The organism is Hyphomicrobium sp., from assembly GCF_009026145.1.
Taxonomy (GTDB): domain Bacteria; phylum Pseudomonadota; class Alphaproteobacteria; order Rhizobiales; family Hyphomicrobiaceae; genus Hyphomicrobium_A.
On the sequence record NZ_WBUE01000021.1, the window covers coordinates 43,464 to 67,115 of the forward strand.

Annotated in this window: 19 protein-coding genes and 1 riboswitch; of the genes, 7 read left to right on the top strand and 12 right to left on the bottom strand. The window is 65.2% G+C overall.

The features are described 5' to 3' along the window. Position 1: 1 nt before the first annotated feature. The 9 genes from ccoS to F9K20_RS15315 all read right to left on the bottom strand — a co-directional run bounded on the left by ccoS (position 2) and on the right by F9K20_RS15315 (position 8,828). The gene (ccoS, locus tag F9K20_RS15275; protein WP_291003575.1) at positions 2-166 is read right to left on the bottom strand and encodes a cbb3-type cytochrome oxidase assembly protein CcoS; all 165 of its coding nucleotides are present in this window, start codon (positions 164-166) and stop codon (positions 2-4) included. Further along, positions 163-2,376: a heavy metal translocating P-type ATPase gene (locus tag F9K20_RS15280; protein ID WP_291003578.1), complete on the bottom strand. Its 2,214-nt coding sequence runs from the start codon at positions 2,374-2,376 to the stop codon at positions 163-165. The genes ccoS and F9K20_RS15280 overlap by 4 nt, the downstream gene beginning before the upstream one ends. Then, a complete protein-coding gene (locus F9K20_RS15285; RefSeq protein ID WP_291003581.1) occupies positions 2,361-2,882 on the bottom strand; it encodes a FixH family protein in 522 nt (173 codons plus the stop codon). Before F9K20_RS15285 ends, F9K20_RS15280 begins: the two co-directional genes overlap by 16 nt. Further along, complete coding sequence (gene ccoG / locus F9K20_RS15290; protein ID WP_291003584.1) at positions 2,872-4,314, bottom strand: cytochrome c oxidase accessory protein CcoG; 1,443 nt, start codon at positions 4,312-4,314, stop codon at positions 2,872-2,874. Before ccoG ends, F9K20_RS15285 begins: the two co-directional genes overlap by 11 nt. 50 nt (positions 4,315-4,364) lie before the next feature. Next, positions 4,365-5,234: a cytochrome-c oxidase, cbb3-type subunit III gene (gene ccoP, locus F9K20_RS15295; protein WP_291003586.1), complete on the bottom strand. Its 870-nt coding sequence runs from the start codon at positions 5,232-5,234 to the stop codon at positions 4,365-4,367. Next, positions 5,231-5,404 (bottom strand): cbb3-type cytochrome c oxidase subunit 3, encoded by a 174-nt coding sequence (locus tag F9K20_RS15300; protein ID WP_291003588.1) that lies wholly within the window; start codon positions 5,402-5,404, stop codon positions 5,231-5,233. Before F9K20_RS15300 ends, ccoP begins: the two co-directional genes overlap by 4 nt. Before the next feature lie 9 nt (positions 5,405-5,413). Further along, the gene (gene ccoO, locus F9K20_RS15305; RefSeq protein ID WP_291003589.1) at positions 5,414-6,142 is read right to left on the bottom strand and encodes a cytochrome-c oxidase, cbb3-type subunit II; all 729 of its coding nucleotides are present in this window, start codon (positions 6,140-6,142) and stop codon (positions 5,414-5,416) included. A gap of 8 nt (positions 6,143-6,150) precedes the next feature. Then, positions 6,151-7,815 carry a cytochrome-c oxidase, cbb3-type subunit I gene (ccoN, locus tag F9K20_RS15310; protein WP_291003591.1) on the bottom strand — a complete coding sequence of 555 codons (1,665 nt, stop codon included), beginning with the start codon at positions 7,813-7,815 and terminating at the stop codon, positions 6,151-6,153. A gap of 329 nt (positions 7,816-8,144) precedes the next feature. Next, on the bottom strand, positions 8,145-8,828 hold the full coding sequence (locus tag F9K20_RS15315; RefSeq protein ID WP_291003593.1) for a helix-turn-helix domain-containing protein: 684 nt from the start codon (positions 8,826-8,828) through the stop codon (positions 8,145-8,147). Between the two features lie 184 nt (positions 8,829-9,012). Between F9K20_RS15315 and F9K20_RS15320 the strand changes: the two genes are divergently transcribed. From F9K20_RS15320 to F9K20_RS15335, 4 genes are read left to right on the top strand one after another with little or no spacing between them, the layout of a single operon-like run. Beyond that, positions 9,013-9,564 carry a hypothetical protein gene (locus F9K20_RS15320; protein ID WP_291003594.1) on the top strand — a complete coding sequence of 184 codons (552 nt, stop codon included), beginning with the start codon at positions 9,013-9,015 and terminating at the stop codon, positions 9,562-9,564. 21 nt (positions 9,565-9,585) lie between these two features. Continuing rightward, the gene (locus F9K20_RS15325; protein WP_291003597.1) at positions 9,586-10,410 is read left to right on the top strand and encodes a sulfite exporter TauE/SafE family protein; all 825 of its coding nucleotides are present in this window, start codon (positions 9,586-9,588) and stop codon (positions 10,408-10,410) included. Positions 10,411-10,438: 28 nt separating this feature from the next. Next, positions 10,439-11,773 (top strand): oxygen-independent coproporphyrinogen III oxidase, encoded by a 1,335-nt coding sequence (gene hemN / locus F9K20_RS15330; protein WP_291003599.1) that lies wholly within the window; start codon positions 10,439-10,441, stop codon positions 11,771-11,773. A gap of 19 nt (positions 11,774-11,792) precedes the next feature. Further along, entirely contained in the window at positions 11,793-12,059 is a 267-nt protein-coding gene (locus tag F9K20_RS15335) for a hypothetical protein (RefSeq protein ID WP_291003602.1), read from the top strand. 4 nt (positions 12,060-12,063) lie between these two features. Here F9K20_RS15335 and cobD read toward each other — a convergent pair whose 3' ends face one another. Then, positions 12,064-13,083: a threonine-phosphate decarboxylase CobD gene (cobD, locus tag F9K20_RS15340; protein WP_291003605.1), complete on the bottom strand. Its 1,020-nt coding sequence runs from the start codon at positions 13,081-13,083 to the stop codon at positions 12,064-12,066. Positions 13,084-13,124: 41 nt separating this feature from the next. Between cobD and cbiB the strand changes: the two genes are divergently transcribed. After that, positions 13,125-14,096 carry an adenosylcobinamide-phosphate synthase CbiB gene (cbiB, locus tag F9K20_RS15345; RefSeq protein WP_291003608.1) on the top strand — a complete coding sequence of 324 codons (972 nt, stop codon included), beginning with the start codon at positions 13,125-13,127 and terminating at the stop codon, positions 14,094-14,096. On the opposite strand, the gene F9K20_RS15350 is transcribed toward cbiB, so the two are convergent. Together F9K20_RS15350 and F9K20_RS15355 are read right to left on the bottom strand one after the other, a co-directional pair. Further along, positions 14,089-15,564, bottom strand: a complete 1,476-nt coding sequence (locus tag F9K20_RS15350; RefSeq protein ID WP_291003611.1) for a cobyric acid synthase — start codon at positions 15,562-15,564, stop codon at positions 14,089-14,091. The two genes, cbiB and F9K20_RS15350, sit on opposite strands and share 8 nt — an antisense overlap. Before the next feature lie 74 nt (positions 15,565-15,638). Further along, entirely contained in the window at positions 15,639-17,579 is a 1,941-nt protein-coding gene (locus F9K20_RS15355) for a TonB-dependent siderophore receptor (protein ID WP_291003614.1), read from the bottom strand. 331 nt (positions 17,580-17,910) lie between these two features. Further along, positions 17,911-18,132, bottom strand: a riboswitch (cobalamin riboswitch). A gap of 218 nt (positions 18,133-18,350) precedes the next feature. On the opposite strand from F9K20_RS15355, the gene F9K20_RS15360 reads away from it, so the two are divergent. Together F9K20_RS15360 and F9K20_RS15365 are read left to right on the top strand one after the other, a co-directional pair. Then, positions 18,351-19,043: an adenosylcobinamide amidohydrolase gene (locus F9K20_RS15360; protein WP_291003616.1), complete on the top strand. Its 693-nt coding sequence runs from the start codon at positions 18,351-18,353 to the stop codon at positions 19,041-19,043. 259 nt (positions 19,044-19,302) lie between these two features. Continuing rightward, positions 19,303-23,538, top strand: a complete 4,236-nt coding sequence (locus F9K20_RS15365; RefSeq protein WP_291003619.1) for a hypothetical protein — start codon at positions 19,303-19,305, stop codon at positions 23,536-23,538. Positions 23,539-23,652: the final 114 nt, after the last annotated feature.

Below are 23,652 nucleotides of genomic sequence, written 5' to 3' on the forward strand. Positions count from 1 at the left end.
GCTAGCGTGGCGGAGCGTCCCCGTCCGGCTCTTCATCCTGAATGGCTCGCCACCCGGCGCCCTCCAGGTCTTCGAACTGACCCGACCGGAGCGCCCAGAGGAAGGCGATGAGCCCCAATAGGCCGAGTGCGAGCGCGCAGGGGATGAGCCAGGCGAGTGCCGTCATTGCCGCCCCCCCAGAATGAGCCGCCTTCCGCGTAGACGCAGCGCGTTGCCCGTGACCGCGATGGAGGACAGCGACATGGCCAGTGCGGCGATCAACGGCGTGACATACCCCATCATTGCCAGCGGGACCGACACGGCGTTGTAGGCAATCGCAATGGCGAAGTTCTCCAGCGCCATGCGTTGCGAGGCGCGGGCGACTTTCAGCGCTTCGACGATCGGCGACAGAAGCTCACCCTGAAAGACAGCGTCCGACGTGGTCTGACTGACATCGGCGGCGGTCGAGGGCGAAAGCGATGCATGCGCCGCCGCGAGAGCCGGAGCATCATTGAGGCCATCGCCGACCATCAACACCCTGCGGCCCTCCGCCTTGAGCGCGTTGAGACGCGCTATCTTACCATCGGGACGCACCTCGGCCATCCACTCGGCGATGCCGACGGCGTGCGCCGCCGCGCGCACCGATGCTTCCCGATCGCCCGACACGAGGTAGATACGATACCCGGCACCTTGTAGCTCGGAGATGACGGAGGCAGCATCCGGCCGCAGCGCATCGTCGAAGCGCAGGGCGACGGGAGCGGATGCCCCATCGCGGAACCACAGGGATGCGGTTCCAGGACCTGCGGCGCCGGCACCGCTCCCAACCCACGTGGCCGATCCGAGGCGCCGCTCGCCTTGCTTCGAGCGGGCGCAGAGGCCCCTGCCCGGCTCCTCGACGACACCGTCGGCGACGGCAAAGGTCAGCCCACGCTCGCGCGCCGTGCGCACGACGGCCCGCGAGTAGGGATGACGGCTGGCGATGGCTAGGGAAGCAGCGGCGGCCAGCATCGCATCGTCGATCTCATTGGCGTTGGCAAGCGATGGCTCGCCGCGCGTAAGCGTGCCGGTCTTGTCGAACACGATGGTGTCTATCTCGGAAAGCCGCTCGAGACCGTCCGGCGCCTTGACGATGACGCCCTTGGCGAACAGCCGCCCGGCGGCCGCCACCTGCACGGCGGGCACGGCGAGCGCCAGCGCACACGGGCAGGTGATGATGAGCACCGCGATGGCATAGGTGAGCGACTGCTCGAACCCGCTTCCGACGATGAGCCACCCGATCAAGGTTGTAGCACCCAACGCGTGCACGGCCGGCGCATAGAGACGCGCTGCACGATCGGCAAGCCGCACGTAATGGCCGCGGCCCTGCTCGGCCGCCTGCACGAGCCGTGCGATTTCGGCCAGCAGCGTGTTGTCATCGGTTGCGGTGGCTTCGACGGTGATGGCGCTCGCCAGGTTGACCGTGCCGGCGTGCACCAACTCTCCGACGACGGCCTTGCGGGGCACCGTTTCACCGGTGATCAGACTGGTATCGACGAGGGTTGACCCGCTGAGCACACGGCCGTCGACCGGGATACGCTCGCCTGCAGCCACTTGCACGCGCATGCCAGGTGCGAGGGCCCGCGCCGGCAGCCGCCGCACCACCCCGTCATCGCCGACGACGTCTGCTGCCAGCGCCTTGAGACCGATGAGGTTCTCGGCGGCACCGCGCGCCCGCACGCGCACTTTCTCGTCGAGATAGCGGCCGATCAGAAGAAAGAACGTGAGCATGACCGCGGCATCGAAGTACACCTGCTCGGTGCCGCGCAGCGTTTGGAACAAGCTCATCGCCGTCGCCAGGATAATGCCCAGCGAGATTGGGACGTCCATGTTGAGATGGCGCGACCTGAGGGCCACCGCCGCTGAACGGAAGAACGGCTGCCCCGCATAGGCGATCGCCGGCATGGCGATGAGGGCCGAAAGCCAGTGGAAGAGATTCGCCGCCGACTGGTCCATGTCGCTGGCGGCACCCGCCCACACCGACACTGACAGCAACATGACGTTTGCAGCCGCAAACCCGGCGACGCCGAGCCGGCGCAGCAGGTCGTCGGCGCGCGCGGCGGCGCTCTCGTCGGCGCTGCCAACGGATTCGGCAGCGCGATAACCGCTGCGGTCGAGCGCTTCGATGAGCTTCAGCGGCTCGGTCGCCGCCGCATCGAACGTTACCGAAACGCGCTTGGCGGCGAGGCTGGCGCGCGCCGCCGCGACCCCTGGGGTGGCGCGCAGAGTGCGCTCGATGCGGCCCATACAGCTGCCGCATTGCATGTTCTCGACGATGAGCGAGATCGTTCGATTTGCGGGCGCCTCTTCGCGCCCGGTATCGAAGCGCGCCGCTGGAGAAAGTCTCAGGGCCCTATCCATGCGCGCCTCCGCGCCTGATAGAGCGGCGAGCCGCTTGCATTGGCGTCGTAAGCGCTGAGATCGACGATCCAGGAACCCTCGCTGGCCGCGGGCAGCGGAGCCTCGTAGATGCCGGGCGAGATCTCGGCCAGCTCGAGCGTCATGTCGAAGCGGTCCGTAGCCGGTCGTCCTACCGTGGCGATGAGCCGTTTGCCGGCGATGGCGGCAGCGCTCTGGTCGCGGAGCGCGACGTGCAGCCGATGCGGCGAGCCGACGACCTTGACCTCGTCCCTCCAGCCCGCAAGGGACTGCTCGGCGTCCTGAGCGATACGCTGGTTGTACGCCAGGCCCTTGCGATAGGCATCCTGCGTCTCCAGCCCGCCGAAGGTCGATACGGCCTGATAGATCATGAGACCGTCGACGGCGACGACCGTGATGAAGAAGCCAAGGAAGATCGCCAGCACGTGTCCGCCACGCAATCCTCCTCGACCCTTCGTCATGCCCGGGACGATTCCTCTATCGCTCATTTTCGGGACCCCGGAACGTCGCATCGTGGTAGGTCACGGACCCGTCGCCGGCATCGATAATGGCAAAGCGGAACTCGGTCGCGTTTCCGTCGAGCCTATCGCGCATCGCCGCCGGAACGGTGACGAGCACCTTCAGCGCCCGCAGATCGTCCGGCACAACCTCGATGACCGGCTCCTTCCCTTCGAACCCGACGACAGACATGCTGGCGCCGTCGAGATCAGCAAGCGCCAAGCGGAAGTGGCGCACCTCATGCTGCTTGTTGAGGATCTTCAGCGTGAAGCCGTTGCGCAGGCTGCCGTCGGAGAGCTGCACGAACATTGGGTTGCGGTCGTGCAGGATATTCACATCGAGGTCGGCGCGATGCAGCCATGCAGTGAGCATCAGGCCGCCCACAGCAAGCATCAGAGTGGAATAGATCAACGTACGCGGACGGATCAGCCGCACCGGAACGCGCTTGTCGTGCGAGGGGGCGTCCAGATTGCGGAAGGTGTCGTAGGCGATGAGCCCCTTGGGGCGGCCGACACGCTCCATGATCTCGTCGCACGCGTCGATGCAAAGGGCGCACTGGATGCATTCGAGCTGCGAGCCGTTGCGGATGTCGATGCCCATGGGGCAGACGGTGACGCAGGCCGTACAGTCGACACAGTCGCCGCGCCCCTCCCACGATTGCCCCTTCTTGTGGGCCCCGCGTGGCTCGCCGCGCCAGTCGCGATAGGAAACGAGCAGCGAGTCCCGGTCAAACATGGCGGCCTGGATGCGCGGCCACGGACACATGTAGATGCAGACCTGCTCGCGGGCGATGCCACCAAGCAGATACGTCGTCCCGGTGAATACAGCGAGGAACACGTAAGCGACCGCCGGCGCGTCGCCATTGATGAGCTCATTGGCGAGTGTCGGCGCATCGCGGAAGTAGAAGACGAGGGCGCCGCCCGTCGCCACGGCGATCAGCAGCCATGAGATGTGCGTGCCGGTCTTCTTCCAGACCTTCTCGAAGGTCCAGGGTCCGTTGTCGAGGCGGATACGCGCGTTGCGGTCGCCCTGCCAGAAGCGCTCGACGACGATCATGAGATCGGTCCATACCGTCTGCGGGCAGGTATAGCCGCACCACATGCGCCCGGCGACGGCGGTGACGAGAAAAAGCCCCAGCGCCGACAGGATCAAGAGGCCCGTGATGTAATAGAGCTCCTGCGCCCAGATCTCGATCGGCCCGAAGAACAGTCGCTGGTTGGCGAAGTCCAGCAGGAACGCTTGGTCCGGTAGATTGGGTCCGCGATCCCAGCGGATCCACGGCAGCAGGTAGTAGATGCCGAGCGTGACGACCATCACGGCCCATTTGATCTTGCGGAACTTGCCGTGCGCCAGCTTCGGATAAATCTTCTGGCGCCCGGCATAGGCCTGTGCCGGGCGTTGCCCGGCTGCGATCTCGCTCATTCGGTTCATCATATTCATGCGCGACTCTCGCCAGGAAAGCGCACGCTGCTTTACTTTCCGCCGCCCAGCGAATGTACGTAGGCAGCCAGCATCTTGATTGTCACAGGATCAAGGCGGCCGCTCCAATAAGGCATAACGCCGCCGCGCCCCGTCTCGATCGTCTTCTCGATGTCGGCGAGCTTGCCGCCGTAGAGCCAGATGCCGTCGGTCAGGTTCGGGGCGCCGACGTCCTGGTTGCCCTTTCCAGCCTCGCCATGACAGGAAGCGCAATTGTCAGCGAAGATCTTGCTCCCGCGCTCGGCAGCCGCCGTGTCGATCGCGTGCCCCGACAGCGAGAGGACGAACTGAGCGGTATCCGCGATCTCGGCGGGCTTCAGGATGCCGTCGAGGCCGAAGCGCGGCATGGCCATGTCGCGCGCCTCGGGGTGGCCCGAGCGGATGCCGACCTGGATCGTGTGCTCGATCGCCTCCGGGCTGCCACCCCAAAGCCAGTCGTCATCGTTGAGGTTGGGGTAGCCGACGGCTCCGCCGCCGCCCTTACCATGGCAGGGTCCGCACTTATCGCCGAAGACGGCAGCGCCGCCGGCCATAACGAAGGGCAGCAGCTCCTGGTTCTTCTCGATCTCCGCAATCGGCGTGGCGGCGATCTGCTCGAAGTACTTCGCCTGCGCCGCCTTGGCCGCAGCGACCTCTTTGTCGACCTCGCCGCGTTGGCTGTAGTCGAGCACGCCCTTGGTGTAGCCGTGCAGCGTCGGCCAGGCCGGATAGACGATCCAGTAGCCGACCGCCCACACGATGGTGGCGTAGAGCACATACAGCCACCAGCGCGGCAGCGGCTTGTTCAGCTCCTTGAGGTCGCCGTCCCACACGTGACCGGTCGTCTCGACGCCGGTGACGCTGTCAATTTCCTTACCCGTCATCGACCGTCTCCCTCCGGTTCGTCGTTGTCGTCGAGTGGAAGCTGCGCCGCTTCATCGAACTTCTTCTTGTTCCCCGGCCAGAACACGTAAGCGACGATGCCGACGAACAGAGCGACGAAGAGAACGAGCGCCACGGTCTGCGACAGTACAGTTGCGGCTTGATAAGTCATGGCCTGTCCTCAGCGAAGATTGGGGCCGGCGGCGTCGAACGTGGCAAAGTCGACGAGCGTTCCCAACATCTGCAGGTAGGCGATCACGGCGTCGAGCTCGCTCGGCTCGCCGGCGGCAGCGCCGTCGAACTTGCGTACCTGCGCCTTCGGGTAGCGCGCCAGCAGTTCCTTCGCCTCGTTGCCGTCGGGCGAAATCTGCGCGACGACGTCCGCTTGCGCCTTTTCGATCATCTCGTCGCTATACGGCACGCCGGCCAGTTTCAGCGTCTGCATGCGCGCCGCAATGTCACTGTAGTTGAGCTTACGCTTCTCGAGGAACGGGTAGCCCGGCATCACAGATTCCGGCACCACCGAGCGTGGCTGACGCATGTGATCGACGTGCCAGCCGTCGGAGTACTTGCCGCCGACGCGCGCAAGATCGGGACCTGTGCGTTTCGAGCCCCACTGGAAGGGGTGGTCGTACATGCTCTCGGCCGCGAGGCTGTAGTGACCGTAGCGCTCCACCTCGTCACGCAATGAGCGGATCATCTGCGAGTGGCAGTTGTAGCAACCCTCGCGCAGGTAGATGTCGCGGCCGGCGAGCTCCAGCGGAGAGTACGGGCGCATGCCTTGCACCTTCTCGATCGTCGAGGAAAGCAAGAACAGCGGAGCGATCTCAACCAGGCCGCCGATGGCCACAACGACGAGGATGCCGATCAGCAGCACCATCGAGTTCTTTTCGAAGAAGTCGTGCTTCATGGCTCCCCTCACTCCGCCGGCACGGCCGCGATGTCGTGGCGCAGCTCCGGCGCCGCCGCCGACGCGGGCTGTTCGGCAATGTCAGATGAAACTTCACCGCGGATCGTGCGCCAGACGTTGATCGCCATCAGCACGGCGCCGAGAACGAACAACATGCCGCCGGTCGCACGGATCACGTATGGCCAGTGCATCGCCTCGACAGTCTCGACGAACGAGTACTTGAGGAAGCCGAGGTTATCGTAGGCGCGCCACATGAGCCCCTGCGTGATGCCCGACACCCACATCGCCGAAATGTAGAGAACGATGCCGATGGTGGCGGTCCAGAAGTGCCATTCCACGAGACGCAGCGAATAGAGCCCGCGCCGCTTCCATAGCCACGGAACCAGACAGTAGATGGCGCCGAAGGAGACCATGCCGACCCAGCCGAGCGCGCCCGAGTGCACGTGCCCGATGGTCCAGTCGGTGTAGTGCGACAGCGAGTTGACCGACTTGATGGACATCAGTGGCCCCTCGAAGGTCGACATGCCGTAGAAGGCGACCGACACGACGAGCAGCCGAACGACCGGATCGGTGCGCAAACGGTCCCAGGCGCCCGACAGAGTCATGAGACCGTTGATCATGCCACCCCATGACGGCATCCACAGCATGATCGAGAACGTCATGCCGAGCGTTTGCGCCCAGTCGGGTAGCGCCGTGTAGTGCAGGTGGTGAGGACCGGCCCAGATGTAGAGGAAGATCAGCGACCAGAAGTGCACGATCGACAAGCGGTAAGAGTAGACCGGCCGCTCCACCCTCTTCGGGATGAAGTAGTACATTATGCCGAGGAAGCCGGCGGTAAGGAAAAAGCCGACCGCGTTATGGCCGTACCACCACTGCGTCATCGCATCCTGCACGCCGGAGAACAGCGAGTAGCTCTTGGAGCCGAGGAACGAGACGGGGATCGCGAGGTTGTTGACGACGTGCAGCATGGCAATCGTCACGATGAAGGCGAGGAAGAACCAGTTGGCGACGTAGATGTGCGGTTCGCGGCGCTTCCATAGCGTGCCGAGGAAGACCAACAGGTAGACGACCCAGACGATGGTCAGCCACAGATCGACGTACCATTCCGGCTCGGCATACTCCCGGGCTGCCGTGACTCCGAGCACGTAGCCCGATGCTGCCAAGACGATGAAGAGCTGGTAGCCCCAGACAACGAACCACGGCATCCAATAGCCGAAAATGCGTGCGCGCGACGTGCGCTGCACCACGTAGAGCGACGTGGCGAGCAGTGCGTTGCCGCCGAAAGCGAAGATGACCGCCGATGTATGCACCGGCCGCAGGCGCCCGAAGTTCGTCCACGGAAGATCGAGGTTGAGGGCGGGGAAGGCGAGCTGCCAGGCGATGATGTCGCCAACGAGGAAACCAACGACGCCCCAGAACACCGCGGCGATCGTGGCCACCTTGATCGGGCCGTCCATGTAGTGCGACTGCTCGTCCGGACCGCCGGCGCGCGGATGGCCCAAAACGTAATAGCCCGCGGCCCCGCTCGCTACGAGGAAGAGCAGTCCATGTAGCCGCATGACGTCGTCATGACCGAACAGCGCGAGCACGAGACCTATGGCAGCCCCGAGCAGCGCCATGATCGTTGCTGTCGCGCCCGATAGCGCAATGACCTCTTCGCTGGTTGCCTTCATCGTCGAACCCTCGTCCTCGCCCAAGGTGGGCACGATAGAGGCGTGTGGGCCTCACCCATTGATGGAGATCAAGCCTGCGACGAAAGGCCAGCGCGTCCGCGCTGCATTCACGAGCGCACCGACAAGCAGTCCGATGCGTTGTGGCATCCGCTTCAATGGTCGCAGCTCGGCGCTCAGATCACGTGCCGAGGCTGGTGCCTCCGCGTGCGTTCGGTTCAGCGACAATGAGTGGTCAAACGAATGCGCCCGCAGCCACTCGCCATGCCAGGAGAGGCGGCGGGACAGCGGGCGTCAGCAAGTCAGCCGATAAGCGATCAATACGGCGACACCTACTCGTTGGCGAGTTCGGTGAGGCGCGGAAGATCACATAGATCTACGCGCGTTCCACCCTGCCCGATATCGATGACGGACATGGCGCGCAGTTTGGTGAGCGTGCGGCTCACCGTCTCGATCGTGAGCCCGAGCAAGTCGGCAATGTCGCTGCGACGCATGGCAAGCTTGACCGCGGTTGAGCCATCCGTCGCCGTGCGGCGATGCAAGGCGACGAGAAAGGCGGCAACCCGCTCGATGGCGCTGCGCTGCCCGACGGTGACTAGGAGACTGCGAGTCGCAGCGAGCTCTTGGCATACCGACTTGTAGAGCTTCAGCGCCAATCCGGCGTCGGTCTCGGCGATGCGCTCGAGGGCGGAGGCCGAGAGACACCGCACCTTCGAGGGGACGGTCGCCTGCGCACTGAGCACGTGCTCGCCCAGAACACCCAACCCGATAAGGTCGCCCGGGTACGCGAAGTCAATGATCTGGCGGCGACCATCGGGAAGTGTCTTGTAGACGGCAATGACGCCTTCCTCGACGCGGAAGACGTGATCGCGGTCATCGCCTTCGCAGAACACATGCTCCTTGGCGAGGAGCCTGCGGACGGTTGCGTACGCCATCCGCTCATCGAGCGAGAAGCTCGCAGAGCCGGCCGGAGGACGCTTGGCGTGGACGGTTTGTCGGGGGTGCGCCGCAAGCATTGGTCTTCTCCGTCGTTGATCTATTCAAGATCCATTGGACGGGGTTTAGCGATGCCCTGCCGCGCGGGTATGCCGGGCGCGTTACGTTTTGTAAGAGAATGTAACAGCACCTCGCGGCCGGTGCCCTCGCGCTTGGATGATTTCGATCAAGGCACGAAGAAATTGGGGGCTTTAGGGTGCGGCGATGGACACCGCACCGAACATCCGCGCGCACCTCGATGCGGATGTGCACCTCCAGTCTGAGATTAACCACGCCCTGCTGGCGGTCGCCGATGGCTTGTCAGCCGGCAGCGACCGCAGGCTGGTGCGCATCCTGAAGCGCACGCTGGAGGCAAGCTGGACGGAACACGTCAGCTTCCAGGAAGAGGTCGTCTTTCCGATCATCGAGGCCCGGCACGGGCAGGAAACCAGGGACTCGATCGATCGGCTGCGCTCCGATCATGCCAGTTTGTCGCAGCGCCACGGTGAGGTCGCGCAAGCGCTGCAGGGGATGCTTCATGGTAGGGACGCGGATCCCGCCTTGCTCGATGCCCTACTGAGGATGACCGTCGAGCAACGCCGGTCCCACGTCCACAAGGATGCCGAGCTCGACAAGTGGCTGCCCGCAACGTTTACAGAGCACGAAACGTGGCTTTGCGCAGAATGGATCTCGACGCGGCCGAGACCGCGGTTCCCGCTCAATCTGCTGGGGGCGACGGGGCGTCCCATTCCCCGGCTCGGCGGACGTCTGCATTGATGGCGCGCTAACGAGGCTTGTATGGACGCCATCGTGGTCATCGCTTTGAACGGCCTGGCGCTAGGCCTCGCCAGCACCCTGCATTGCGCGGGCATGTGCGGCGCGATCTCATGCGGCCTTCTCATGGCGCAGGAGCGCGGCGGGCTGTGCAGCGCGCGTGTGGCCTTCACTCTGACGCACGTCGGGCGCGTCGCCTCTTACGCCTTCGCCGGTGCCATCATTGGGGCACTCGGATCGCCGGCGATTTCATGGCTCGATCGCGATGTGGCGTTCCGGCTCCTGCAGTGGGCCGGCGCCACGTCCCTCATCTGGGTCGGACTTTCGACCGCCGGACTATTACCGTCCCTCGCCCTCGTCGATCGCGGCCTTACCTCGGTTGCCGACGCCGTAGCGCGCATCCATGCCGCAGCACAGGGCCGAGCCTTCGTACCGCTGCTTTCGGGCTTCGCATGGGGCATGATGCCGTGCGCCATGGTCTATGCCGCTCTGTTCACGGCCATGCTGACCGGGTCGGCTGGCGGTGGCGCCGCCACCATGACCGCTTTCGGCATCGGCACGCTGCCGGGCCTATTCGCCGCCAGCTTCGGATTTCGGCGACTCGCGGCAGTGACGCAGAGTCGGCCCCGACGCCTTGCGGCGGGGCTGGCCGTCGCACTATTTGGTGCCGCAACGGTCTTCATCGCGCATCCGGGCGCAGCCTTGCTCTGCCTTCCAGGGCAGGCCGCGAGCGCGGGCGGGAACGTCTCGACGCCTGCTGCGTCGAGTTGGCGCTTGACCGATCAGCTTGATCGGCATCAAGCGGGTCAGGGTGCGGCCACACTACGGTTCGTCGCGACACCTCGGTAGCCACTCAAATGAGCAGCATGGACCAGCCATGAGCCTTGAACTCGTGAAGCGGTACTCAGCCCCGGTTCCCCGCTACACCAGCTATCCGACGGCACCCCACTTCTCCCCTGACGTCGGACCCGACACGTATGGCACATGGTTGGCCGCGCTACCGCCCGGGGTGCGGCTGTCAATCTACCTGCACATTCCGTTTTGCGATTCCCTCTGCTGGTATTGCGGGTGCTGCACCAAGGCAGTACGTCGCTACGATCCGGTCGCCGAGTACCTTACCTCCCTGCAAGCCGAGATTTCCGGCATCGCGCAGCGCCTGCCAATCGGCCATGCGGTGACTCACATCCATTGGGGCGGTGGATCGCCAAACATCCTTTCGAGCGAAGACATTACCCGGCTGGCGGAAGCGCAGCGGCGGCATTTCCGCGTGCGCGACGACGCCGAGTTCGCCGTCGAGATCGATCCACGAGGGTTCGATGAGGAGCGGATCGCGGCCTTTGCCCGCGCCGGCGTAACGCGCGTCTCCCTCGGCGTCCAGGACTTCGATCCCAAGGTGCAGGCGGCCATCAACCGCCATCAGTCTTTCGAGGAGACACAGCGCGCGGCCGAGGCGTTCAGGACGCACGGGGTCGATGCGATCAACGTCGATCTCGTCTACGGGCTGCCACACCAAACCCGAAGCACCATAAAGCACACGGTCGAAAGAGTGCTCGAGCTGCGGCCCGACCGAATAGCGGCCTTCGGCTATGCCCATCTGCCCACGCGCCTCAAGCACCAGAGGCTCATCAGCTCGGCGACGTTGCCTGGCGCCGTCGAGCGCTTCGGACAGGCGAGTCGCATTGCGCGCGTCCTCGCGCGTGCCGGCTATGTGCGCGTCGGCCTCGATCACTATGCGCTGCCGGGCGATCCGCTGGCCTCGGGCGTGCTGGCGCGCAATTTCCAGGGCTACACCACGGATACCGCCGACACTCTGCTCGGCCTTGGCGCATCCGCTATCGGGCGTCTGCCACAGGGCTATGTGCAAAACCATGCCTCCACGGCAGAGTATGCGCGCCGCATCGGCGAAGGCGGCTTGGCGACCGCGCGTGGCATCGCCCTTACCGAGGCCGATGAAATGCGCGGCTTTGTCATCGAGCGCCTGATGTGCGATCTCGCGTTCCCGGCGCGCGAGCTGCGTCTTCGCTACGGGAGTGCCTCGGAGGAGATCCTGCGTGAGGCGCAGGCTCTGCTCCAGGCGGACCAGGATCATCTCATTGAGCCCGACGGGGAAGCCTTCCGCGTCACGGATCGCGGCCGCCCCTTCGTGCGCTCCATAGCAGCCTGTTTCGATAGCTACTTCGATGCGACGGCGCGTCACGCGCCCGGCGTATGAGACAACGCGGAGGTCAACGATGAACGACCACTTCTGGCCGTCGATCTATCCCGGCGTCATCGTTGCAGTGATCATCGGCTTCGCGACGGGCGGCATCGTTGCCATTATAGCGGGCGCCGTCGGCGGTCTCATCGGTTCGATCGCCGCTTACTTCCTCACCAATTGGCTCGGCCTGCAGGACTCGGCCATCTCGCTCGCCATCCTCATCGCCGGCGCTTCGGCCGGCGGCTACGTCGGCGCGCAGGCGGGCGTGCGGTTGGTGCAGGCGCGGGCTGGACGATCCTGAGAGATCACGTGCGCTCTGCCGCGGCGCTTAGCGCTGCCGCAAGGCGCCACCATTGCTCGTCGGTGCCGGGCAATCCGAAACGTAACCAAGACGGCTGCGCCGGGAAGCGGCGCACGTGAATGCCGGCGCCGCCGAGCACGTCGGCGATGACCGTCGCCCGGCGATGCTTGGCCAGGCGGAACAGTTGTGTACCGCCTTCCAACTCAAAGCCGTGCATCAACAACAGCTCATCGAGCCGTCGGCAATCGTCCGCAAGCCTGCCGCCGACATCCGCAAGCCAGTGCGCATCGGCAAGCGCCGCGGCGGCAACTTCGGCGGCGGGGCCCGATACGGCCCAAGGACCCAACTCGGCGCGCACTGCGCGACACAATCCGGGATGCGCTATGGCGAACCCCAGCCGCAAGCCGGCGAGGCCGTAGGCCTTGCCAAATGAGCGCAGCACAACGGTTGCGGGCGGCAGGTGCGGAACGATGCTGACGCCTGGCGCCGCGAAGTCGGCGAAAGCCTCGTCGACGACAAGCAGCCCGCCACGCTGTGCGAGCACGGCGGCCAATGCACTCAGCTCATCGGCGGCGATCGTACGCCCGGTTGGATTGTTGGGGTTGACGACGACCACGATGCTTGCGACGCCAATTTCCGCTAGCCCGCGTCGTTCCGCCACCCGATGCCCGCAACGCGCCCAGGAGGCGGCGTGCTCGCCGTAGGTGGGACCCAGCACGGCGACGCCGGAAGGCTCGAGCAGGCGCGGGATGATCTGAATGAGGGCTTGGCTCCCAGGCGCTGCAACCACGCTGCCCGCATCGGCGGCGCCATAGCGCTGAGCAGCGGCGTGCAGCAGCCTATGCTCGGCATCGGATTGCGGCAGCCGCTGCCATACGTCTGCACCGAGGGTAGGCACCGGATAGGCGTGTGGATTGATCCCCGTCGAAAGGTCGACCCAGGGTTCAGCCGCCGAGGGGTACCGAAGGCGCGCCGCAGCGAGATCGCCACCGTGCACGGCTGCTTCTATGCGGCCCACGCCCATGCTAGCAGCTGGCTCCATCACCGCGCCCGGATTGCCCACGCATGTACCCGCTCACCGCTCTCGTTGCCATGGCGCTCGACGCGGCCTGTGGCTATCCGCAATGGGTATTCGCCCGCATTGGGCACCCGGTCAGTTGGATCGGGCGCCTGATAGCATGGTGCGAGGGGCACTGGAACGCGCCGCGGCTTTCGTTCGCACAACGGCGCTTCAACGGCATTTGCGCGCTCTTCGCAGCGATCATCGCCACCGCCACTGTCTGCATCCCCCTAGCCTGGGCAATCGATAGCTTGGTGCCGGCTCCCTTCAATGTGTTACTCCTGGGCGCAGCGGCGAGCACGCTGATCGCCCAGCGCAGCCTCTACGATCACGTAAGCGCCGTCGCGAACGCCATCGATGAAATGGGCATCGCCGGGGGGCGGAGCGCCGTAGCACAGATTGTCGGGCGCGATACGGGATCCCTTGATGAAGCCGGCGTCAGCCGCGCCGCCATCGAGAGCCTGGCGGAGAACTGTTCGGACGGTGTGGTCGCGCCGCTCCTCTGGCTGCTGATAGGCGGCCTGCCGGCCGTCGGCGTCTACAAGGCCATCAACACGGCCGACAGCATGATCGGCCACAAGAGCGATCGCTATCTGGCGTTCGGTTGGGCGGCAGCGCACCTCGACGATCTCGTCAATTTGCCGGCCTCGCGCCTCTCGGCGCTGTTCATCATCGCCGCTGCGGCGGTGCTGCCGGGCACAGATGCGCGCGCCGCAGTGCGCGCCGTGTTGCGCGACGCGCGGCACCATCGCTCGCCCAACGCCGGCTGGCCCGAGGCAGCCATGGCCGGTGCTCTCGGTCTGCGGCTCGCCGGCCCGCGCGTCTATGGCGGTGTTCTCATCGACGATCATTGGATGGGCGACGGCCGCCGCGAGGCCCACGCCGCCGATATCGGTCGTGCCCTGCGCGTCTTTCGCACCGCATGCCTGCTGCAGGCTGCCACCGTGGCATCGATCGCCTGCGCCACGATCATCTGATGCATGGCAGGCGCGCGGTCTTCAGCAGTGCATCACAGTCGACATGGCGCTCGAGATGCCGAGCAAGCTCGTCGAGCGTCTCCTCGATGAAACGGTCATAGTGCATTGCGCTACGTCCGGCGCCAATGCTCTGCATCCACAGGCTGCGCTGCTCGTCATGGGCGAACAGGCCATGGACGTAGCACCCGGCAATGCGGCCATCCTGACTCACGGCGCCATCGAAGCGTCCGTTGGCAAAGCGCAGCATAGGCCGCGCGCAATCCTTCCCCGTCGTGCGACCGACGTGCATCTCATAGCCACGAAAGGCGACGCCGTGCCGATGGCTGGCGCCGCGCACCTCGCGCAGCCGCTTGTCGGCGGTGAGCTCCGTTTCAACGTCCAGGAGCCCCAACCCCGCGCAGTGGGCGGGCGAGCCTTCCACGCCATGCGGATCGGAAACATGCGTGCCCAGCATCTGGTAGCCGCCGCAGATGCCCATCACCCGGCCGCCGCGGCGCACATGCGCCTTGAGGTCGATCTCCCACCCGCAAGCGCGCAGCATCGTCAGGTCGGCGATGGTCGCCTTGGAGCCCGGAAGCACAACGAGGTCGGCGTCGACTGGTATTGGGTCTCCGGCGCGGAGAAATAGCAGCTCGACGCTCGGCTCGAGCAGCAGCGGATCGAAATCGTCGAAGTTCGCGATGTGAGGATAGGCGAGCACCACGATGCGCGCCTTGGCTTCGCGCCTTGCTCCCATGCCTGCGCCCAGCCCAAGCGCATCCTCCGCGGGCAACCGCTGCAGCTCGGGAAGATGCGGTACGAGGCCGAGGTCCCGCCAGCCGGTGGCCTCGCGCACATGCGCGCGTCCTTGCGCGAACAGCGCCGGATCGCCGCGGAATTTGTTGACGATGAAACCCTCGATCATGCCGGCGTCCTCGGGCGGGAGCACCGTCTTCGTCCCTACGAGACTGGCGATGACGCCGCCGCGCTCGATGTCGCCGATGAGCACGACCGGCACGTTTGCGGCGCGCGCAAAGCCCATGTTGGCAATGTCGCCAGGGCGCAGGTTGACCTCGGACGCCGAGCCGGCGCCCTCGACCAGCACGAGGTCCGCCTCGGCGCACAGGAGCACGAAGCTGTCGAGCACAGCCGCCATGAGCTGCGCTTTTCTGCCCTGGTACGCCGTCGCTTCGGAATTGCCGACGACGCGTCCGTGCACGACCACTTGCGCCCCGATATCGCTGTGCGGCTTCAAGAGGACAGGGTTCATATGCACGCTCGGCGCCACACCCGCGGCACGCGCCTGCAGCGCCTGCGCGCGGCCGATTTCGCCGCCGTCCGCGGTCACCGCCGCGTTGTTCGACATGTTCTGCGGCTTGAACGGGCGCACGTTGAGGCCGCGATCGCGATAGAGGCGCGCCAGCCCGGCGACGATGGTCGACTTGCCGACATCGGAGCCGGTGCCTTGGAACATGATCGCCTTGGTCATCACCGTCAGAAGCCTTTATGTGAAGACCCGCTGCAAAACAGCGGGTCTTCACCAAGCACACTCAGCCTCGCCGATCAGTTCGCCGGTAGCGCGAACTGCACGCCACCGAACACGGTCAGGCCCGGATTGTTGTAGCCGATGGCGGTGACGTAGTCCTCATCGAGCAGGTTCTCGCCGCGGACGTATGCGGTGGCGCCGGGAAGAACCTCGTATCCCACCTTGGCACTGAGCAGAAAGAAGTCATCGACCTTTTGCTTCTCGAACACCGGGAAGGGCGCGAATACGCCATCGATGCTGTCGGCGACGTAGAGACCGTTGATGTTGATGCTCGTCTTGTCGATCGGCCGCGCCGAGAAGCCCAGCGCCAGATTGTGCCGCGGCAGGCGTACCGACCGGGTACCGTCGGGCTCCGTCGATTCCGTGTACGTGTAGCCGGCGCTGATGATCGTCGTCGGCGTCAGCTTTGCGAAGGCCGTGAGCTCGACACCTTCGTTATGGGTTGTCCCCGGCAACTGCTGATAGATGAAGTTGAAGTTATCGAAGGTGATGAGGTTGTCGATATCGATCTGGAAGTACGTGGCGCCCACCCCGTAGCGATTGCCCATGAACCCCTGATCGACACCGACATCCCAGCTTACGCTCGTCTCCGGAACGAAGTTCGTGTTCCCGGAGAACGAGTAGAGCTCGTAAAGGCTCGGCGCGCGGAAGCCAGTGCCGTAGCTGGCATGAAACTTCGTCTCGCTCTTCGGCACGAGATATGCCGCGGTGAGCCTGTGGGTGTCGTATTCGCCGAAAAGCGAGTGGTTATCGATGCGCCCGCCACCGGTCAGAACCAAGCCGTCGATCGGCTCCACGATGAGCTGCGCGTAGGGGCTCGTGATGTCGACACTCTGTCGGGCATCGAACATGCTCTCAAAGCCAAGCTGCTCCCAATCGACGCCGCTGACGATCGCCAGCCGCTCATTGAAGCTGAACGTTCCGCGGTATTCGCCCTTGATGCGATCGCCGTCGAACCAGGACGTGAACGGCGGCTCGACTGCATCGCGCTGCGTCTGCATGCCCTGGATGGCGAAGGTGTTGACGAACCGGCCACCGAGCAGGGAAACGTTGGCGCCCACGCGCCCCGCCTGCTGCACGGTATCGACGACGTTGTCGCGGTCGACGCCGGAGCTGTCGTACTCGAGCTGAGCGTCGAGACTGCGCGCCGCGAAGAAGACCGTGACCTCATCCGACACCTTGTATTCGCCGCGCCCCGAGAAGGTGAGGTTCTTATAGCCGTCATCCTCCGTCCCCAAACGCGCCGCCGAGAACCCGTCGGTCTCGAGGCTCTGCACGGTGAACGCAACGTTGCTTCCATTTGCGTCGGCGTACCCCGCGGTATAGGCCCCCCGCCAAGTATTGTACGTGCCGTACTCGCCGCCACCGCTCTGAAACAGGCCAGGCTGTCGTGCGAACTTCGTATCGAGCGATATGACGCCAGCGACCGCGTCACCGCCATAAAGCGTGCTCTGCGAGCCCTTGAGCACCTCGATCTGAGCGGTGTCGCCCACCATGAGATGCTCGAGGCGCGTGGAGGTTTGGGTCCCGGACGGATCGCTCAAGTCCATGCCGTCCACCAGAACCTTGATGTAATTCTGGTTGAGCCCGCGCATCCGGAAGGTCGTCTGACTACCGACGCCGCCCGTTGTCACGACGTTTACGCCCGGCACCTGCTGCAGATAATCTTGCAGAAATGTCTTCGACTGCGCGTCGATGTCTTTTTCGGTGATGACCGAGACGCTGGAGCCGACCTTGGCGGCGTCGGTGGGTGTCCTGTTGGCCGAGAACACGACCGGTGCCTCGGGATCAGCGGCCGGGCTGGTGTCTTGCGTCACCGGTGCCTGCGGCTCGGACGTCGGCTTTTTCTTTGCTGCCCTCGGCTTTTTCGATGTCTCGACTACCAGCTCCGGTAGCTCGCTGGTTGCCTGCTCTGCAGCAGGTGCCGATTGCGCCTGTGCCCCTGTGGCGGAGATCATTGCCGCGACAGATGCGGCCGTGACAGCTGTAATACGCGAGCGAACCGCTCTACTGAACGAACGCGACGAAAAACGCAGATACATGGTAGCCCCCCGTGACGCAGAACTGAGCTTCGGGAGAGCCCGTCGACACGCACTCTAATGACTACGCTTTGAGATCAGCGCGCGCGCAACGCTGGCCGGCTCACGCCGGTACGCTGCGACGAGCTTCGATCTCTGACGATCAGTGCCGGAAAATGACACCGTAGAATGACATGCCTGACGTCGCTCCCCTTCGGTTGCACATCAGTCGCCGCTACGGTTTTCCGTTCCACCGCGCGGCCCGCACGGGGGATGGGCGACTTGTGACGGCAGGTCTCCTGGCTCGCGGCTCTGGCGTCCTCTTCGGCCTTCCCGACATCCCTCATAGGGCGTCAGTGGCGTAGTCGAAGGGACTTGCCGCTTACAGTTGCGGGCGCAGCCTCGGCATCGACACCACAATTCGTGTCTCACCGAGTTCCCATTTTCATCGCCGCGCGACGTGCGCGGCGAAACCGTCACGCGCATATAAGCGCCGCAAGTTGCTGCTTATGTCAATGCGAAAAAAAGAGTGCGGCAACGGGGCATCGTTCAGGTCGATACCTGACGGCCACACGCAGGGCCGGGTTCCTCCTGCATCAGGTTCTTGCGCGATCTGCCGGCCGACCCTACCGATGTGGACGGCGCTGCGTCCATTTTTCCGCGCGGCGTAGACGGACACTCTGCATTCCAACGGCACATACCGAGAGGCGGATGGACGACCCGTTTTCGATTGCGCTCAATCCGCCGGTTCTGATCGTTGCTTTCACGCAACCGCAGCGGATCCTCAGTTGGTCGATACTGCGGCCGGGCATCGAGACCGCGCGCCGCGTGGCGTGGCTCGAGGTGCGCAACGCCGACCTTCCTCCCGGTGTCGACGCCATCGAGGTCGTGAGGCGAAGGGCATCTGCCGCCGGCCTCGACGACGCCGTCACACTCGTCACCTCGCGCGATATTCGTCGACACCACTTCGCGCACATCGGCACGGAAGGCGCCCATGCCCGATGTTTGACGACCGTTGGACTGTCAAATAGCGAGCGCGTCGGCACACGGCTGCATCAGCCGCCGCCGCTCGCCGGCACCATCAATACACTGGTGCACATAGGACAGCCGCTGACCGACGGGGCCTTGATCGAAGCCGTTTCCATCGCCACCGAGGCGCGCACCGCAGCCGTGATGGATTCTGGCGTTCGTAGAAGCGGTGTCGCCGTCACCGGCACAGGCACAGATTGCATCGCCGTCGCGGCACCCCTGGGCGAGAACGCGGCGCAGTACGCCGGCAAGCATACGGCGATCGGCGAGGCCATCGGAGCCGCGGTCTATAAAGCCACGGCCGACGGTATCTGCGACTGGCTAGCGGATTGCCCCGGCGTACGCGCGGGCGTCAGCACGCTCGCCGCGGGGTGACGACGCCGCTGAACGTCGCGCGCATGATCATTGGCATTCGTACAAATTCGCCTGCTAAGCATCAGCATTCGTATTGATCCGTTCACCAATTGGCGCTTCGCTGAATGCGTCCGCGCAGCGGGCTCCTGCCGCGGCGAACTGTATCCTAGGTAACAACGCACACGATCACGCTCGGCGATATTGGCAAGCTTGTCTGTCCCCATCCGCTCAGGGGCGCCCAATGAATTACCATGATGCTTTTCGCTGGAAAAACTTGCTCATGATCCGTCATCTCAACGTCGCGCTGCTTTCCATTCTCGCTTGCACGACGCTCAATCTTCCTTCTATCGCTGCCGACGCCATCGTGAAGCGCGGCGACGCCGCCGTCACTGGCTTTTCCGGCGCCAAGGTGTGGGGCAAGGTTCCCACAGACGTGTCGCCCACCGACGTCACCTTCATCGACACTGGCGGCGCGGTGCTGCGCGTGTTCGACGTGACGCAACTCGGCGGACCACCGACAGGCGCGCTGGCCAACGCGCCGTCCACCTTCCAAGCCACAGCAGGCGAAATTGGTCAGGTGTTCGGCGTCGCCTTCGACAGCGACACGGCCAATCGCTCTCCCAACATGTACGTGACGTCAACGTCGCTGTTCGGCCTGCAGATCGTCTCAAAAGAAGGAACGCGGCTCGTCAACGGCGAGCGCGGCGCGCGCTGGATGCCCGGCCAGTTCGGATTGCCGAAGGGCGGCGGCCCCGGCTCGGTGTGGAAGATCGACGGCGTCACCGGCGCCGCGTCGCTCTTCGCCAATCTCGGACACGACGGCAAGGACAACGCCGGCCCAGGTCTCGGCAACATCGCCTACGACCCCGTCTCCGATCAGCTCTTCGTCACCGATCTCGAGTTCGGCCTCATTCATCGCCTCGGCCTCGACGGCAGCGATCGGGGCAGCTTCGATCACGGCACCGCAGGTCGCTCCAAGGCCGGATTGGAAACCATCCCCTACGACGCCGCGCGGCGCATGGGCATCGAGCGCGCCGAGTTCAACGTCGAGGAGCCGTCCACCTGGGGCTTCGCCGACGCGCGTCGCCGCGTCTTCGCGGTCACTGTCGAAGGCGGTCGCGTCTATTACTCGGTCGCCAAGCCGCTGCAGATCTGGTCCGTCGGTCTCAACTCCGACGGCAGCTTCGCCGACGATGCGCGCCCCGAGTTCGATGTCAAGGACACCACGGGCGACAACTTCGTCACTGACATTCTGTTCGATGGCCCCGACCACCTCTACCTGTCGCAGCGCGGCGGCCTCACCGGCAGCTACGACTACTCGATCTTCGCCAAGCAGGAGAAGCCGGTCGTGAGGCGCTACGCGCGCGATGCGAATGGAGATTGGGCAGAGGAGGTCGGCGAGTTCGCTGTCGGCCTCAAGCTGCCGCATCGATCTACGCTCGGCGGCATCGCGCTGAGCTACGGCTACGACGCCGACGGCCACATCGACTATGGCAAGTGCCGCGAGACGCTGTGGAGCACGGGCGAGCACCTGCGTGAAGGCGAGGACAAAGAGCGCGACTACAAGGGCGGGGCGCGCGTTGTGCATGGCCTGCAGGCAACCGGCAAGGGGAACGTCCGCCCCGCCAACGAGCCGCCGTATGAGACGTGGTTCGTCGACAACGACGGCCAGTTCGAGGACGCCGACTTCTACAGCCGCGTCGGCGGCATCGCCATCTATGCCCCTTGCGATGAGGTAACCACGGCCGAGCCGTCGCCACCGGTCAGCATTCCACCTGTCCCGCTGCCGCACAGCGGCGTTTGGATCGACAAGGTGTGCATGCCGGCCCCGTTCGGCGGCCCGATCCCGTGTCGCATCACCGTCACCAATAGCGGCAGCGCGTTGCCGGAGTCGCCGGTCACCGTCTGGGATGCGGCGACGATCCTTGCCGGCCCCGGCGCCGGCGGCGCGGTGACGATCAATGCCGTCGCCCCCGACATCCCGCAGTGGATCTGCTCGCCGATACCGACGGCGAATCTCTCGTGCACCCTGGCACCGGAGCTATTGCCGCCGGGCACCACCCATTTCATCGACGTCGCCATCGATACCGGCCCGCTGCTGCTCGCCGGCAATCACGGCTTCCGCAACTGCGCGGTGCTGGGCGCACCCTGGTACGGCGAAGCCTGTGCCGAGGGCGGAACGCAACTCACCATCGTCAAGTCCGCGCCCGCGGCGTGTGCGCTCGGCGGCGACTGTACGTTCAGCGTCACCGTCACCAACGGCGGGACACTGCCGTTCTCCGGCGATGTCGTGTTGAGCGACAGCATGTTCATGGGCCCGGCCGTTGCGCTGCCGGCGCCGATTGCCATGGCGCCGCCGCTTGGCTGCGCTCCCGCCCCCGCCGCCGTGCCGTTTTCGTGCACCGCACCGCTGGCGCTGGCCGCAGGCGCATCGCAGGTCTTCACCATCACTGCGACGATGCCCGCAGCTCCCGCGCCAGGGTACTGGGCGCGCAACTGCATCGCCGTCTCAGCACCCGGCGTCGCGCCGCCGGCGCTTCCTCCGGCAGCACCCGGCAACAGCAGCATCAGCTGCGCCTGGGTGCCCGTTGGCGCTCCGCCACCACTGAGCAATCTGCGCCTGACCAAGACCGCGCTCAACGCCGGCAAGTGCACCAAGGCGCCGGGCGATATCATTCTCTGCGACTACGAGATCAGCGTCATCAACGATGGGCCGTCCCCCTACACCGGCGTCCTGAACCTCAATGAAACGGTTCCCGCAGCCGCTACGCTGACCGTGGCCGATCCCGCCTGGGCCTGTGCCGGTGGCCCGCCGGCCTATGCCTGCAACACGCTTGCCGCGGTCAATATCGCGGCCGGCGATTCACTTTCGCTGCCGCTGCAGGTCAGCATCCCGCTCGCGCCGCTGGAGGCCGGCGGCTGCACGCTGCCCAACACGGCGGCGATCGTTGCCCCGGCGGGCGGCACAGATGCCAACTTCGATGCGGGCGATGACTCCGACACCGCGTTCGCCGATGCCTTCCTGGCGTGGGTGGACATCTTCGGCGTGCTGCAGGTCACCTGCGATCCCACCAACATGAAGACCACCAAGGTCTCGAAGGGCGATTGCGTCGCTTCGGGCGACGGCTTCCGCTGCGACTACACCGTCACCGTGACCAACACCGGGCCCGACCCCTATCACGGCCCGCTGAAGCTCGACGAGCAGCTCGGTTTTGCGCCAACGTCGGTGTCGTTCTCGGCGGACTGGAGCTGCTTGGGCGGCGGCACCGCCTTCCAGTGCACGAAACCGCACGTCGACATGGAGAAAGGCCAGAGCTTCGAGCTCAACGTCACGGCTCACGTGCCCGATGGGCCGCAGTGCGAGCTGAAGAACCGGGCCGCCAACATCTTCCCGGTGGCCGGCACGCGCTACAACAACGTCGCCGGCGACGACCTTGCCGCGGCGATCGCGAAAATCCCCGGCAAGCGCTGCGAGAAGCCAGTTCGGCCGCAGTGTGAGCCTGGCACCAACGAGATGCGCTCTGAAAGCGGCGCCTGCGTCTGCAAGACGGGTTACATGCGTGACGAAAAGCGCGGCTGCGTGCGCATCATTGCCGAGCCGGAGCTGTGCCCGGACGGCACGCCGGTTCCCAAGAACGGCCGCTGCCTGGATACGGCGCCGACGTGCGAGCCGGGCCCGAACGAAATTCGTACTGATAGCGGGCGATGCGTGTGCAAGCGCGGTTACGAGCGCGACAGCAAAGGTCGTTGCGTGCAGGAAGAAGAGCCGCTGTGCCAGCCCGGCCCCAACGAGTATCGCAACGACAAGGGTCAGTGCGTGTGCAAGCGCGGCTACGAGCGCGACAGCAAAGGTCGTTGCGTGCAGGAAGAAGAGCCGCTGTGCCAGCCCGGCCTCAACGAGTATAGCAACGACAAGGGTCGGTGCGTGTGCAAGCGCGGTTACGAGCGCGACAGCAAAGGTCGTTGCGTGCAGGAAGAAGAGCCGCTGTGCCAGCCCGGCCCCAACGAGTATCGCAACGACAAGGGTCAGTGCGTGTGCAAGCGCGGCTACGAGCGCGACAAGAATGGTCGCTGCGTGAAGCCGACCAATCCGGCCGAGGAGTGCCGCAAGCAAGGCAAGATCTGGGACGGCAAGCGCTGCGTCACGCCGCCAGACCCAGCCGAGGAGTGCCGCAAGAAGGGCTGGATCTGGACCGGCAAGCGCTGCGTCGAGCCACCGAAGAAGGTCTGCCCGAACGGTACAACCGGCACGTGGCCCAACTGCAAGGCGATCGAGACGCCGCGCTGCCCGGCGGGCTTCACCGGCACGCCGCCCAACTGCAAGCCGCTCGATAAGCCCAAGTGCCCGATAGGCACGGTCGGGACGCCGCCGAACTGCCGGACGATCATCACTCCGAAATGCCCTGCGGGTACCATCGGCACGCCGCCGAACTGCAAGCCGATTCTGCAGCTCAAATGCCCTGCGGGGACGACCGGCATCTTCCCCAACTGCAAGAAGGTGGACATACCTTACTAGATCCACTGGTGATGGCGCGCCGGCGGCGCGCCATCCATCCATCGCGCGAGCGTGGCTTTCTTGCCGCAACTTGGGACCATTTGCCCCTACTTGATCTTGGTCATCCGACGACGT

Coding starts and splice junctions, on each gene's coding strand:
- ccoS (WP_291003575.1), bottom strand. CDS start 166: ATGACGGCACTCGCCTGGCTCATCCCCTGCGCGCTCGCACTCGGCCTA.
- F9K20_RS15280 (WP_291003578.1), bottom strand. CDS start 2,376: ATGGATAGGGCCCTGAGACTTTCTCCAGCGGCGCGCTTCGATACCGGG.
- F9K20_RS15285 (WP_291003581.1), bottom strand. CDS start 2,882: ATGAGCGATAGAGGAATCGTCCCGGGCATGACGAAGGGTCGAGGAGGA.
- ccoG (WP_291003584.1), bottom strand. CDS start 4,314: ATGAGCGAGATCGCAGCCGGGCAACGCCCGGCACAGGCCTATGCCGGG.
- ccoP (WP_291003586.1), bottom strand. CDS start 5,234: ATGACGGGTAAGGAAATTGACAGCGTCACCGGCGTCGAGACGACCGGT.
- F9K20_RS15300 (WP_291003588.1), bottom strand. CDS start 5,404: ATGACTTATCAAGCCGCAACTGTACTGTCGCAGACCGTGGCGCTCGTT.
- ccoO (WP_291003589.1), bottom strand. CDS start 6,142: ATGAAGCACGACTTCTTCGAAAAGAACTCGATGGTGCTGCTGATCGGC.
- ccoN (WP_291003591.1), bottom strand. CDS start 7,815: ATGAAGGCAACCAGCGAAGAGGTCATTGCGCTATCGGGCGCGACAGCA.
- F9K20_RS15315 (WP_291003593.1), bottom strand. CDS start 8,828: ATGCTTGCGGCGCACCCCCGACAAACCGTCCACGCCAAGCGTCCTCCG.
- F9K20_RS15320 (WP_291003594.1), top strand. CDS start 9,013: ATGGACACCGCACCGAACATCCGCGCGCACCTCGATGCGGATGTGCAC.
- F9K20_RS15325 (WP_291003597.1), top strand. CDS start 9,586: ATGGACGCCATCGTGGTCATCGCTTTGAACGGCCTGGCGCTAGGCCTC.
- hemN (WP_291003599.1), top strand. CDS start 10,439: ATGAGCCTTGAACTCGTGAAGCGGTACTCAGCCCCGGTTCCCCGCTAC.
- F9K20_RS15335 (WP_291003602.1), top strand. CDS start 11,793: ATGAACGACCACTTCTGGCCGTCGATCTATCCCGGCGTCATCGTTGCA.
- cobD (WP_291003605.1), bottom strand. CDS start 13,083: ATGGGCGTGGGCCGCATAGAAGCAGCCGTGCACGGTGGCGATCTCGCT.
- cbiB (WP_291003608.1), top strand. CDS start 13,125: ATGTACCCGCTCACCGCTCTCGTTGCCATGGCGCTCGACGCGGCCTGT.
- F9K20_RS15350 (WP_291003611.1), bottom strand. CDS start 15,564: ATGACCAAGGCGATCATGTTCCAAGGCACCGGCTCCGATGTCGGCAAG.
- F9K20_RS15355 (WP_291003614.1), bottom strand. CDS start 17,579: ATGATCTCCGCCACAGGGGCACAGGCGCAATCGGCACCTGCTGCAGAG.
- F9K20_RS15360 (WP_291003616.1), top strand. CDS start 18,351: ATGGACGACCCGTTTTCGATTGCGCTCAATCCGCCGGTTCTGATCGTT.
- F9K20_RS15365 (WP_291003619.1), top strand. CDS start 19,303: ATGATCCGTCATCTCAACGTCGCGCTGCTTTCCATTCTCGCTTGCACG.